We start from the raw sequence: 13,165 nt of genomic DNA, 5'->3' as shown, positions 1-13,165 counted from the left end.
GCCATCACCTTGGTGATGGCGGCCCTGAAGAAGAAGCCGGAGCGCCGGTCTTCGGAGCGTGAGCCTCGGCCTTCCGAAGCATGAGCTCCGGCCTTCCGAAGCGTGAGCCTCGGCCTTCCGAAGCGTGAGCTCCGGCCTTCCGGTGCATGAGCTCCGGCCTTCCGGTGCTTCGGCCTTCCGGTACTTCGAACCTCAGCCGATCAGCTGATCAGCCGATCTGTGTACCGGTCGCCGACAGTGCCTCGGTGACGGGCTGGAAGAAGGTCTCGCCGCCCGAGGTGCAGTCGCCGCTGCCGCCGGAGGTGAGGCCGATGGCCTTGTCGCCCGAGAAGAGCGAGCCGCCGCTGTCGCCGGGCTCGGCGCAGACGTCGGTCTGGACGAGGCCGTTGACGATGTCGCCGTTGCCGTAGTTCACGGTGGCGTCGAGGCCGGTGACCGTGCCGCTGTGGACCTGGGTGGTCGAGCCACTGCGGGTGACCTTCATACCGACGGTCGCCTCGGCGGCCCCGGAGATGGCCTGGGTGGAGCCGTTGTAGAGGTTGACCTCGCTGGGGTGGTCGACGTCCGCGGTGTACTTGACCAGGCCGTAGTCGTCGCCCGGGAAACTGGAGTCCTCGTTCTCGCCGATGACCTGGCCGTCGGCCGACCATGTGGAGATGCCCTCGGTGCAGTGACCGGCCGTCAGGAAGAACGGCTCGCCGCCCTTGACCACGTTGAAGCCGAGGGAGCAACGGCCGCTGCCGCCGGTGATGGCGTCGCCGCCCGCGACGAAGGGCTTGTACTCACCCTTGGTGCGCTTGAGTTCGGCCTTGGCGCCGAGGCCGTCCACGACCTCCGTGAGTCTCGCCAGCTCGGCCTTGGAGACGGTGCGGTCCGCGGTGACGACGACCTTGTTGGTGGTCGGGTCGGTGACCCAGGCGGTGCCGGGGATGGCGGCGTCCGCCTTGAGGGTCGTACGGGCGCTCTTCAGCTCGGCGAGGGAGTTCTCGACGATGCGGGCCTTGGCGCCGGCCGCCTCGACGGTCTCGGCGGCGGCCTCGTCGAGCACGTTCACGACGAGGAGCTTGCTCTTCGCGTCGTAGTACGTTCCCGCCGCATCGGTGCCGAGGTCGGCGCCGAGGGTCGAGGCGAGCTTTCCGGCCGCCGTGATGGAGAGCGCTTTCGGCACGGGGGTCGGCGCGGTCTCGCTCGCGTTCGCAGTCTGGAAGGTCACTCCCGCGGCGACCAGTGCGGCGATGCCCGCACCCGTCACGACGGCACGGCGCCTGGGTATGCGTCGGTGCTTCAACTCGCGTCCTCCTGTGGGGGGTTGGCCGGGAGGGGCGTGGGGGCCCCTCCCGACCGGAAGGCGTACGGGCAAGGAGGCGACAGACGACAAAAAAACGCCGCGTCCATGCCAACTGTGCGGCGCCAACTATTCCTAGGCGCGCAGGGGGCACACAAGGTCGACTTCAGGCCGAGCACACAACGAGGGCGCACGCCCCCTATGTCATTACCGTCCGGTAACGCCCCACGAGAATTCGCACTGCAAACACAGGAAGCAACAACCCTCTACGCAACGGGTGAGGTCTAGTCCTGTCTGAAACTCGACCTATGAGGGTCCGGATTCAAACGGGGCTTGTGGGACGCGAGTTGCTTCCGCACCGGTTTCCGGGGCACGACGGGCGGCTACGGTGGCGCCACGGCCGACGGCTACGACTCCCGCTCGGGAACCTGCCGCGGGGCCGACTCGGCGATCTCCTGCGGCTGCGGCTGCGGCTGCGGCTGCGGCGCACCATGCGGCGGTTGCAGTGCCCCGGGGGCCGGCGGCGCCCCCTGCTGAGCCCGCTCCAGGAACCGCAACAGCTCCACCGGGAACGGCAGGACGAGCGTGGAGTTCTTCTCGGCCGCCACCGCCACCACCGTCTGCAGCAGCCGCAGTTGGAGCGCGGCGGGCTGCTCGGACATCTGCTGGGCGGCTTCCGCGAGCTTCTTGGAGGCCTGCAGCTCGGCGTCGGCGTTGATGACCCGGGCCCGGCGCTCCCGGTCCGCCTCGGCCTGCCGGGCCATGGACCGCTTCATGGTCTCGGGCAGCGACACGTCCTTGATCTCGACCCGGTCAATGGTGACGCCCCACTCCACCGCCGGGCTGTCGATCATCAGCTCCAGCCCCTCGTTGAGCTTCTCCCGGTTGGCGAGCAGATCGTCCAGCTCGCTCTTGCCGATGATGGACCTGAGCGAGGTCTGCGCCATTTGCGAGACGGCGAACCGGTAGTCCTCCACCCGCACGATCGCGTCCGCCGCCGAGGTCACCTTGAAGTAGACGACGGCGTCCACCCGGACCGTGACGTTGTCCCGGGTGATGCCCTCCTGAGCGGGCACCGGCATCGTCACGATCTGCATGTTGACCTTCTGGAGCCGGTCGACGAACGGCACGATCATCGTGAAGCCGGGCTCGCGCACCGTCGGCCTCAGCCGACCGAGCCGGAAGACCACCCCCCGCTCGTACTGCTTCACGACCCGCGCCGCCGACATCACGTACACCGTGCCGACGGACGCGAGGGCCACCCCTGCCGTCACCAGCTCCTCGACCATCACGGCCCCCAGGGTGCGAAGTGGGCGTATGAGAGGGAGTACTCAGTGGGCGCTTGAAGGGAGTACTCACGGGCGGCGCACGCGCCTCGGCGCGCACCCGCACGCATCTCGAAGGTAACTCCGCCGCCCGAACGAGGGCGAGCCCCCGCACACATGATGACGCTGTTGGTTAATTCGGGGGCTGGTCCTGCTTCGCCCCGTTGAGCATGAGCTCGGCGGGGCGAAGTGCTGCGAAGTGGCTGGTTCGGGTGCGGGCTCGGGGTGTGTCGGTGAGGTGGGCGTCGATGCGGGCGAGGTTGATGGCGGCGCCGGTGAGCTGGTGCTGGAGGCTGGTCTTCGCGAGGCCGCGGTAGCGGGATCTGCGCAGGCCGCAGCGCTGGACACCCTGGGAGATGGTGCCCTCGACGCCGGCGCGGGTTCTGTAGCGCTCCTTCCAGGTGTCGGTGTCCTGGTCGGCTCGGGCCTGGCGGAGGGCTTCGTGTTCTTCGCGGGGCCGCAGGGTCAGACGGCGGCCGAGGCTGGAGGTGGTGCACTGCTCGCGGACCGGGCAGGGGCGGCACTGCCCGCTGTTGAAGCGGACCCGGATGACGGGGGTGCCTTCGGGTGAGTGGTCGGGGTTCCAGCGGGTGGTGGTCTTGCCGCCGGGACAAGTGACCTGCTGGTTGTCCCAGTTGATGGTGAAGTCGTCGCCGGTGAACCCGTTGTCGGCGGCCATCTGGTGGCTGACGACGCCGGCGACCGGCCCGGTGAGTGTGACGCCGTACTCGCGGCGGGTCTGCACGAGCAGATGCGCGTCGACGTATCCGGCGTCGACCAGGTGCTCGCCGGGCAGGCGCCCGTCCTGGGCGAGCCGGGCATGCACGGTCTCGGTCATCGAGATGTCGGGGACGGTCGCCACGGTGGTGGACACGTTCGTGATCAGGTTCGGGGCGTCCGGCTCGCAGGTCTCGGTGAGGTGGACTTTGTATCCGTCCCACAGGGTGTCGCGTTTGACGCTGCCGCGTGCTTCGGTGTCATAGGGGGTGACCAGGCGCATCGCGCCCGGCGGCCGGTCTTTTGGGTCCCGCCGCCTCACCTTGCCCTCCACCTGGTGGAAGTGCTGGACCCAGACCTGGCGCAGGGTCTGCACCTGTTCGAGTGTCCGCAGTTCTACGGGTGCCCCGGGTGAGAAGACGGCTTCGAGCAGTCGCGTCCCGTCCATCCCGATCCGCAGGCCCACCTCGTCCCGCTTGGCGCGGGACTTGGGGAAACGTGAGTCCTCGGCCCTCGTTGCGTAGTGGCGGAACCAGTCCGGCTCCGCCACGGCTCGCAGCCAGTCGGGGGCGGCCTGGGCAATCTCGTTGAGCGCTGATCGCAGGGTCTCGGCGACCAGCTCCAGCCAGCACAGCTGGCGGGCCGCGGACTGCACATGAGTGGAGTCTGTCCGGGCCCGGCCGGCGGTCTTCAGCAGCCCCTTTTCCCTGGCTGCGGCCAGGATTCCGTCCAGCACCCGACGACCGGCCTCCGCCTCCACCAAGCGGTCCCGGAACTCTGAGAGCACCGAGAAATCGAAGCCCGGATCATCCAGGTCCAGTCCCAGCGCGTACTTGAAGTCGATCCTCGCCCGGACCGCCTCCGCCGCCTGCCGGTCGGTGAGCCCCTCCACGAACTGCAGGACCAGCACCAGTCCTAACCGGCCCGGTGACCAGGCAGGTTTCCCCCGCGCTGGGAACAGGTCCGCGAACTCCTCGTCGCGAAACAGCGGCCCCAGCTCGTCCCGGACCCGGATCGCGAGACTCCCCTTCGGGAACGCGGCCCGCGCCACCCGCACTGTCTCCGCCGGAATCTCCCCGGACTCCATCGGCTGCATCGACATCGACATCCACCCCACACAACAACGTCGGCCTTCTAGACCACAACCGGGTCTTGAAGGCCGACGTCACGCGAGCCCCCGAATTAACCAACAGCGTCACCGAGGTCACCGGGGGCCGAGTTCTGACAAACGTTCGACAAGGGCCGATCAAACGTTTGACAGCCGCGCCCTACTTGAACTTGTTGCTCGTCGCCAAGTACACCTGCTTGGCGTTCTTGCCGAGCCGCGGCCCGGTGATGAACGTGGAGCGGTCGCTCAGGGAGTTGTTGGAGACCAGGTAGGTGCGGCCCTTGTAGGTCGTGAACCAGGGGCCGCCGGAGGCGCCGCCGTTCATGGTGCAGCCGACCATGTACTGGGCCGGGTAGTCGCTCGGGTAGCTGTGGCCGAGGACGAAGCGCTTGGTGGCGCCCTGGCAGTGGTACATCTTCGAGCCGTCGTACGGGGCCTCGGCCGGGTAGCCGCGGACCTTCATGTTCTTGACCTTGTTGGCGGCGGGGGCGTTGAACCACACCGGCAGGGCCGAACCGAGGCGCTCCTCCAGGGACTTGGAGCCCTTCTCCGGCTTCATGTGGAGGACGGCGTAGTCGTACGCGGCGGCCACGGTGCCCTCACTGGCGGCGCCGCCCTTGATCCAGGTGCCGGAGGTGGTGGCCCAGTCGGCCCAGGCGAGGCCGTACGGGGAGACGTTGCCCGCGCGGTAGTTCTTGGACGCCTGGGCGATGTTCAGCTTGCCCGTGTTGTTGAAGGACGGGACGAAGGCGATGTTGCGGTACCAGCCGCCGCCCTTGCCCGCGTGCACACAGTGCCCGGCGGTCCACACGAGGTTGGACCTTCCCGGGTGCGCCGGGTCCTTCACGACCGCGGCGGAGCAGACGCTCGACCCCTGGGGCGTGGTGAAGAAGAGCTTGCCGACCGGGGCGGCGTTCTTGTGGTAGGTCGCCTTGACCTTGGTGGCCTGCTGCTTCTTGACCTTGCCGTCGGGCATCCAGGCCTGGGTGGTCTTGCTCGACCCCTTGGCCGTGTTGCCCGCCTCGGCGACCGCCGGCAGCTCCGGCAGGTTCTCCTCGGCCTCGGCGACGCGCTCCGGCGTCCAGAAGTCCTCGATGTAGGGATTGGCGAAGTCCTCCGCCTTGGAGGCCCAGTCGCCGCCGAAGTCCTGCCAGCCACCGTCCTTCCACTTCCGCAACGCGTCACCGGTGAGGTCGGTGGGCACGCCCTCGGGGAGCTTGAAGCCGCCGACGGTCGTGTCACCGCCGCTCTCGTTCTCGCCGGTGTCGACGGCGTCGCCCGCGCCCGCCTGGGCGGTCGTCGAGTCCGAGGCCTTCGCCCCGCTCTCCTCGGTCTTGCCGCAGGCAGTGGTGGTGACCATGATCGCGGCGATCACGGCGGCTGCGGCCGTGAGGCCGCGGCGGCGTATGAATGGCATGGAGCCCGTCCCCCGTATGGCTGAAACTTGTCATGCCCCCGCTTAGCTGGGGCGGAGACAACTATGCACGCGGGCGGGCGCGGAATGATCTCCGAGGCGGTCCGGGCGGCGACTTCGCACACAACAACTACGTGGCGGATATCGACCTGTGATGTGACGCCGAGTCGCGACGCTGCCTGGAGACCCCGTCGCGCGGGGCCCAACTCACAGGGTCTTCACATTGATTGATTCTTCATCACTCCGACACCTCCCGACACTTGTGCACTACCCACGAGTAAGGCGAATCTGACCTGCGCATGCCATCCCCCGCGTCGGCATACCCCCACCCCGGCTCCCGGCCGTACCCCCGCGCCGCGGTCCATCAGGAGGTCGCAGTGAAGTCAAGTTCGCGCACGCGTACTTCGCGTCGTTTCCGCAGATCCGCAGTCACCCTCGGCGCCACCGTCGCGCTGGTCGTCGGCGTCGCCGGCAGCGCGTACGCGGCTCCGCCCGCCGCGCTGCCCGCCAACGCGGAGACCCTGGAGACGACCTGGCAGCCCGCCTACGACTACGACACGGACGGCTGTTACCCCACCCCCGCGATCGGCCCGACGGGCACGGTGAACGGCGGGCTCAACCCGACCGGTTCGCTCAGCGGCGAGTGCCACGACCAGTCCGACCTGGACAACACCAACGGCTACTCGCGCTACAAGTGCAACAACGGCTGGTGCGCGATCATGTACGACCTCTACTTCGAGAAGGACCAGGCGGTCGCGGGCAGCAGCATCGGCGGGCACCGGCACGACTGGGAGCACGTCGTGGTCTGGGTGCAGAACGGCACGGCCCAGTACGTCTCGACCTCCGCCCACGGTGGCTACTCCGTGTACGCCGCGTCCTCGGTCCTCTGGTCCGGCACGCACCCCAAGATCGTCTACCACAAGGACGGCGTCCGCACGCACGCCTTCCGCCTCGCCAACTCGAACGACGAGCCGCCGGAGAACCACGAGGGCACCTGGCAGTACCCACCGCTCGTCGGCTGGAACGGCTACCCGTCGACCGCCATTCGCGACACCCTCGTCGCGTACAACTTCGGCAGCGCCAACTTCGGCCTCAAGGACGGCAGTTTCGCGTCCAACCTCACGGCGGCGATGCCGTCGGGCATCTCGTTCAACCCGAACGCGTAGGCCCTGCGGGCGGCTCGGCGGGGGGTGCGCGGGCGGGCCGGGTGCGCTGTCGCGTGCGGGCCCGGTGGGGCTTCTCGCGCAGTTCCCCGCGCCCCTGAAAAGCAGGGCCTGCGCCCCGCGCTTCCCCCCTCCCCCCCGTCGCCTTCCTCCCGCCCCCCGTCGCCTTTCACTCCCGCAGGGCCGTCGCCTTTCAGGCCCGCAGGCCCATGGTCTTTCAGGCCCGCGGGCCTGTCGCCTTTCACTCCCGCAGGGCCGTGGTCTTTCAGGCCCGCAGGGCCTGGGCTTTTAGGGGCGCGGGGAACTGCGCGAGAAGCCCCACCGGGCCCGCGGCCGACAACGCGCCCCCACGCTCAGCGCGAAGCAGTCGCGCGGCCGACGCGCGTGTCCAGGGTCGTACGCCACTCCCGTACGGCCTCGGCCGCGACCGGGGCGGTCCAGCCGTCCGGGCGGGCCGCGCTGCCGATGTGGAAGGCGTCGATTCGGGCGGCGCGCAGGCGGGGGAGGTGGTCGAGGCGGAGGCCGCCGCCGATCATGAGGCGTTGCGTGTAGCCGGGGTCGCCTCGGCGAGCCGCCTCCGCCAGCAGCACGGGCAGGCCGTCGTCCACCCCGGCCGCCGAACCCGCCGTGAGGTACGTGTCCAGCCCCGGCAGGTCCGCCACCTGCTTGCGCAAAGCGTCCCGGTCGGCGGCGCGGTCGATCGCCCGGTGGAACGTCCACGACCGCCCGTCCAGCTCGGCCACCACCCGCTCCACGGCGTCCAGATCCGGCCCGCCGTCCTCCCCCAGGAACCCCAGCACGAACTCCTCCGCCCCGGCCGACCGCATGTCGCACGCGACCCGCACCAACGCGTCCACACCACCCGCCGCGAACCCGTCCGCGAGCCGCAGCATCACCCGTACCGGGATGTCGACGGCCGCCTGCACCTCCACGAACGTCGCGACCGCCGGCGTGAGCCCGTCCGCCGCCATGTCCGCCACCAGCTCCAGCCGGTCGGCACCTCCGGTCTGGGCGGCGACGGCGTCCTCGGCGTCGAGGGCGATCACCTCCAGAAGCGCGCGCGTGGTCATGGGGCCCCTTCCGTCGGGCTACACGTGACGACAATAGGTCTAGTCCAATTTAGCAACAATCCGGGATGCCGGACGCGATCGTCACGGTTAGCACGCGGACGACCACCGTCCGCATCTACCCTCAAATGGGCGCCGTTCAACAAGACCGGCTGTTCGAGAGGGAGTTGCCCATGTCCAAGCCGAAGACCCTCGACCCGTCCCAGTCCACGCGGGCGCTGTACGGCGCGGAGCTCCGCCACCGGCGGGAGAGCGCCGGGATGTCCCAGGAGGATCTGGGGGCGGCGATGTTCATCAGCGGGGCGTACGTGGGGATGCTTGACCCGATCCGAGGACCGCGACTTGGCGTAAGAGCAGCTACAGCGGGGGCAACAGCGCCGAGTGCGTCGAAGTGTCCGATGACCTCCCCGGCCTCGTCCCCGTCCGCGACAGCAAGAACCCGGCCGGTGGTGTGCTCGTGTTCGAGGCCGCCGCCTGGTCGTGCTTCGTGGGGGGCGTGAGGCGGACAGGCAAGTAAGTCACGTACGAGCACGGAGGCGGACCTAGGTAGGGATACTCAGGCGCCCGGTCGCTCCGGGACGAGATCGTTGACCGCAGCACAGCAGCACCACCGAACCGGTCAACATCCCCTCGTCCCTATGGAGTTCAGTAATGACCGCCTCGTCTCGTTCCCTGTCACGGACCCTACGCCGCCACCTGTTGAACCCCGCCGCCCTGGGCTATCTGGCCCTCGTGGTCGCCGTGGGCGTCTGGGTCGGGGTGGACACGCTGTTCGTCGAGCACGCGGACGCCAGTTTCGCGGGGGTCTGGCTCTTCCTCGTCACCGCGCCGACCTCGCTCCTGTTCGTCGCGCTGCCCGGCGGGCTGCCCTTCCTCGGGATCGTCCTCGGTGCCGTGATCCAGGCCTTCGTGCTCGGTGCCGCGTACCGCTGGGTCGTCGAACGGCCCACGAAAAGCGTCAACTTGGGCAACGCCTGACACTCCGAGACCGTCTTCCAGCAGCAATTCGTCGATGTTTCCAGGGGTGGGAGAGCTGTGCTGCGGTACAGAAGAAGTATGGGTGCGGCCATGGTCGCCGCACTGGTCACGACATGTCTCACGGTGGCGGGTGGCACCTCGGGGGCCGCGTCCCCCGAAGAGGCAGGAGCGGCAGGAGAGGCAGGGACGACGGCGGCGCGCGGGGGGCGTGCCGGGTCCGTCGTCACCTTGATATCCGGCGACCGGGTGCACGTCGACGCCGAGGGCCGGGTGACCCGCGTCCAGCCCGGCGAGGGCCGCGAGGGCATCCCGATGTCCATCCAGCGGACGGGCGACGAGACCTACGTTCTGCCGGCCGACGCGCTCCCCCTGGTCGGGCAGGGCACGGTGGACCGTCGGCTGTTCAATGTGACGGGGCTGCTCAGGGCCGAGTACGACGACGCGCACCGGGCGACGGTGCCGCTGATCGTCTCGTACACGAAGAAGCGGGCCACCGCGAAGGCGGCGATCGCGGAAGCGGGTGTCCGCGTGGGCCGGAGTCTGCCCGCCGTCGGAGGTGAGGCGCTGACCGCGCCCAAGAGCGGTGCGGCCGAGGTCTGGGACGCGCTCACCACGGCCGACCGCCGCGGCGGGCAGGCACTGACGACGGCTCCGGGTATCGCCCACGTATGGCTGGACGGCCGCCGCAAGGCCACCCTCGACAAGAGCACGGCGCAGATCGGCGCCCCGACGGCCTGGCGGGCCGGGTACGACGGTACGGATGTGAAGGTCGCCGTACTGGACACCGGTGTGGACGAGACGCATCCCGACCTCAAGGGCGTCGAGATCGCCCAGAAGGACTTCTCGGGTTCGGGCAACACCGTCGACCGCGTCGGCCACGGCACGCATGTCGCGTCGACCGTGGCGGGATCGGGGGCCAGGTCCGGCGGCACGCACAAGGGGGTCGCGCCCGGTGCGCGGATCCTGGACGCCAAGGTGCTCAGCGACGAAGGGTTCGGCTCGGACTCCGGCATCATCGCGGGCATGCAGTGGGCCGCCGACCAGGGCGCCAGGATCGCCAACCTCTCCCTCGGCGGCGAGGACTCGGTGGCGAACGACCCGATGGAGGCCGCCGTCGACCGTATATCCGCCGAGAGCGGCATCCTCTTCGTCGTCGCGGCCGGCAACGAGGGCCCGGAGGCGACGACCATCGGCTCCCCCGGCAGCGCGGCCACCGCGCTCACCGTCGGCGCGGTCGACCGCAAGGACGGCATCGCGGAGTTCTCCAGCGTCGGCCCCACGGCCGACGGCTCGCTGAAGCCGGACATCACCGCTCCGGGCGTCGGCATCGTCGCGGCGAAGGCCGCCAAGGGTGTCGAAGGCGACCCGGCCATCCCCGGCTATGTGTCGATGTCCGGTACGTCGATGGCGACCCCGCACGTGGCTGGCGCGGCGGCGATCATCGCGCAGCGGCACCCGGACTGGACCGCGGAGCGGATCAAGCAGGCGTTGACCTCCTCCACCGAGCCCGGCGCCCGTCTGTCGCCGTTCCAGCAGGGCACCGGGCGGACCGACCTGGCCCGGGCGCTCACCCAGACCGTGATCGGCGAGCAGGCTTCGGTGAACCTCGGCACGCAGCTGTGGCCGCACGCCGACGACAAGCCGACGACCCGACGGATCACCTACCGCAACGACGGCACGCAGCCCGTCACCCTCGACCTGTCGACGGAGACGACCGGGCCCAAGGGCAAGCCCGCACCGGCCGGTTTCTTCACCGTCGGCACCGACCGGATCACCGTCCCGGCGGGCGGCACCGCGGGCGTCGACCTCACGGCGCACACCCGGATCGGCAGCCAGGACGGCGTGTTCGCCGGGGTACTCGTCGCCCGCGCGACCGAGGGCGGCCAGCGGGTCCGTACCTCCTTCGCCGTGCGGCGCGAGTCGGAGGCGTACGACCTCACCCTCAAGTACACCGACACCGAGGGCAGGCCCTCGCAGTCGGGGACGCTGGTCCTCGGCCAGAACGTCGACCTCCAGCTGGACCCGTACGACTCCGACGGCGACGGGGTCGTCAAGACCCGTGTGCCGAAGGGCACTTACCTCCTGGAGACGCTGGTCCGGACCCCCAAGGGGGCAGTCACCGACCCGGACCTCGCGCTGATGGTGCAGCCGAAGCTCACCGTCACCAAGAACACCACGGTGACCTTCGACGCCCGCAAGGCCAAGCCGGTGGACATCACCGTGCCGGGGTCCGCCAAGAGTGTGCAGACGTTCGTGAAGTACTCCCTGGAGATCGGTTCCTTCTTCCACAACTCGGTCTGGCAGTCGGACTCCTTCAAGGGGTTCCGTACCGGTCATGTGGGCGCCACGCTGCCGGCGAAGGAGCTCAGCTCGCAGGTCGCCGGTATGTGGCAGAAGGGCAGTACGACGTACAACCTGCTCTACGACCGCGGCGGTTCGCTGTACACCGGGCTGACCCGCAAGGTCGCCACGAGTGAACTCGCCCTGGTGAAACTGGGGATCGGCGCCTCAGTCAAGAACAGCAAGGGCGCGATCAGCCCGACCTGGGAGACGGCCTCGGGGGCCGGGTACGAGTCGGTCAGCAAGCCGTTCACCCTGCCGGCCACCGCGAAGACCTACGTCAACGCGGCCAAGGGGGTCAAGTGGAGCTTCAGCGCCGCACAGTACGGGCCCCAAGGCGACGGCGAGCTCGACGTCTTCGTGGCGGACCCCGGTCCCAGGACCTACCGGGCCGGGAAGACGTACACGCAGACGTACAACGTCGGTGTGTTCAGCCCGAAGATCGACCAGTACAACACCGCCCGTCGCTGGGGCAATGAACTCAGCGTCTGCATAGGGGAGTTCGCGGACGGCCCCGGGAACTTCGTCGAGTCGGCGACCACCGGGCAGCGCGCCGTCGTCACCGTCGACGGCAAGAAGCTCATGGACGCGGCGGGGCCGCTCTGCCAGGACATCAGCGGTCTGCCGTCCAGGTCCGCCAAGTACCGGATCAGCACGGACGCGACCCGCTCCACGAAGGTCGCCGGTGTCACCACCCGTCTCGTCGCGGCCTGGACCTTCACCTCGAAGAAGACCACGGGTGACGTGTACAGGACGCTGCCGCTCTCCTCGGTCCGCTTCGCCCCGAAACTGGACCTGTCCAGCAGCGCGCCCGCCGGCCGCAGGTTCACGGTCCCGCTGACCCTCCAGGGCCCCGCGGCCGGGAACTTCAAGTCCCTCACCGTCCAGGTCTCCTACGACGGCGGCAAGAAGTGGTCCAAGGCCCCGGTGACCACGAAGAAGGGCGAGCGGAGCCTCACGCTGAACCACCCGAAGAAGGCCAAGTCGGTCTCCTTCAAGGCGAAGCTCACGGACAAGAACGGCAACACGTACGACGTCACCGTGGTGAAGGCGTACCTGCTGCGGTAGTAGCCGTCACCACAGGTGCGGTCGGGAAGCCGGGGGGCAGGCCTTCCCCGGCTTTCCGTCAGCGTTCCTCAAGGGTGTCAAGTGCCCCGGCCTGCGCGATGGCGAGACGGCGGTCGATGTCGGCGGACGCGATGTCGAGCACGTACCGGTCGCGCAGGCCGAACTTCCTGTCGAACGACATCAGCCGCTTCGCTTCTCCGGTTGCGGTGAAGTCGAAGTGGTAGGGCCAGAGGAACGGCACGAACTCCACGTACGGCAGAAACTCCCAGACCCGACGCAGCACGGCCATCGCCCAGTTGCGCTCGCGGCCGGTCAGCTCCAGTGTCCCCGGCTGCTCCATGGCCCAGGTCGAGCGCACCAGCGAGACGACGGGCTTCTCGCGGAACGAGCCGATGACGGCGCCCGCGCTGTCCCGTACGTCGTGGACGGCGCCGAAGTCGTCGACCTGACGGGCCTCCGAGGTGCACAGCACACTGGTCCTCGACTCGTCGGTGTAGATGGTCACTTCCTCCTTGGGCGACATCGGCTTCCGCCGGGCGAAGGCGACGACCTCACCCTCGGAATCGCCCGGACCAGCCACGGTCACCACGTACTGGTCGGCCATGCGGGCCGTCCTCTGCCGGACGGTGAACCGCGCGTGCCCCTGGAGTCGTTCGTCGTTCATCACGTGGGGTCCCCCTGCTCTACGGCTGCTTCTCGG

The 13,165-nt window shown here is 69.3% G+C and carries 9 protein-coding genes and 1 pseudogene; 4 read left to right on the top strand and 6 right to left on the bottom strand.

Going from position 1 to position 13,165, the window contains the following annotated elements:
- Positions 1 to 208 precede the first annotated feature (208 nt).
- The 4 genes from ACFU53_RS28845 to ACFU53_RS28830 form a co-directional block, all read right to left on the bottom strand.
- Positions 209 to 1,288, bottom strand: a complete 1,080-nt coding sequence (locus ACFU53_RS28845; RefSeq protein WP_383998476.1) for a S1 family peptidase — start codon at positions 1,286 to 1,288, stop codon at positions 209 to 211.
- 404 nt (positions 1,289 to 1,692) lie between these two features.
- Complete coding sequence (locus ACFU53_RS28840; protein WP_383998491.1) at positions 1,693 to 2,574, bottom strand: slipin family protein; 882 nt, start codon at positions 2,572 to 2,574, stop codon at positions 1,693 to 1,695.
- A gap of 169 nt (positions 2,575 to 2,743) precedes the next feature.
- Positions 2,744 to 4,429 (bottom strand): IS1182 family transposase, encoded by a 1,686-nt coding sequence (locus ACFU53_RS28835; protein WP_383998474.1) that lies wholly within the window; start codon positions 4,427 to 4,429, stop codon positions 2,744 to 2,746.
- 166 nt (positions 4,430 to 4,595) lie between these two features.
- Positions 4,596 to 5,852 carry a trypsin-like serine peptidase gene (locus ACFU53_RS28830; RefSeq protein ID WP_383998471.1) on the bottom strand — a complete coding sequence of 419 codons (1,257 nt, stop codon included), beginning with the start codon at positions 5,850 to 5,852 and terminating at the stop codon, positions 4,596 to 4,598.
- A gap of 374 nt (positions 5,853 to 6,226) precedes the next feature.
- Here ACFU53_RS28830 and ACFU53_RS28825 point away from each other — a divergent pair, with 374 nt between their 5' ends.
- Positions 6,227 to 7,015 carry an NPP1 family protein gene (locus ACFU53_RS28825; RefSeq protein WP_383998469.1) on the top strand — a complete coding sequence of 263 codons (789 nt, stop codon included), beginning with the start codon at positions 6,227 to 6,229 and terminating at the stop codon, positions 7,013 to 7,015.
- 350 nt (positions 7,016 to 7,365) lie between these two features.
- Here the strand turns inward: ACFU53_RS28825 and ACFU53_RS28820 are convergent, their stop codons facing one another.
- Positions 7,366 to 8,082: a copper homeostasis protein CutC gene (locus ACFU53_RS28820; RefSeq protein WP_383998466.1), complete on the bottom strand. Its 717-nt coding sequence runs from the start codon at positions 8,080 to 8,082 to the stop codon at positions 7,366 to 7,368.
- Positions 8,083 to 8,428: 346 nt separating this feature from the next.
- Between ACFU53_RS28820 and ACFU53_RS28815 the strand changes: the two are divergent.
- The 3 genes and pseudogenes from ACFU53_RS28815 to ACFU53_RS28805 form a co-directional block, all read left to right on the top strand.
- A pseudogene (locus tag ACFU53_RS28815) lies at positions 8,429 to 8,596 on the top strand (DUF397 domain-containing protein); the annotation flags it as partial.
- 134 nt (positions 8,597 to 8,730) lie between these two features.
- Positions 8,731 to 9,057 (top strand): SCO4225 family membrane protein, encoded by a 327-nt coding sequence (locus tag ACFU53_RS28810; protein ID WP_383998463.1) that lies wholly within the window; start codon positions 8,731 to 8,733, stop codon positions 9,055 to 9,057.
- 78 nt (positions 9,058 to 9,135) lie between these two features.
- Complete coding sequence (locus tag ACFU53_RS28805; protein WP_383998460.1) at positions 9,136 to 12,465, top strand: S8 family peptidase; 3,330 nt, start codon at positions 9,136 to 9,138, stop codon at positions 12,463 to 12,465.
- A gap of 58 nt (positions 12,466 to 12,523) precedes the next feature.
- Here ACFU53_RS28805 and ACFU53_RS28800 read toward each other — a convergent pair whose 3' ends face one another.
- Positions 12,524 to 13,129, bottom strand: coding sequence for a hypothetical protein (locus ACFU53_RS28800; RefSeq protein ID WP_383998457.1), 606 nt, complete (start codon positions 13,127 to 13,129; stop codon positions 12,524 to 12,526).
- Positions 13,130 to 13,165 lie beyond the last annotated feature (36 nt).

Source organism: Streptomyces sp. NPDC057474, assembly GCF_042802555.1.
GTDB lineage: Bacteria > Actinomycetota > Actinomycetes > Streptomycetales > Streptomycetaceae > Streptomyces.
This window is presented reverse-complemented; position numbering and strand designations above follow the sequence as displayed.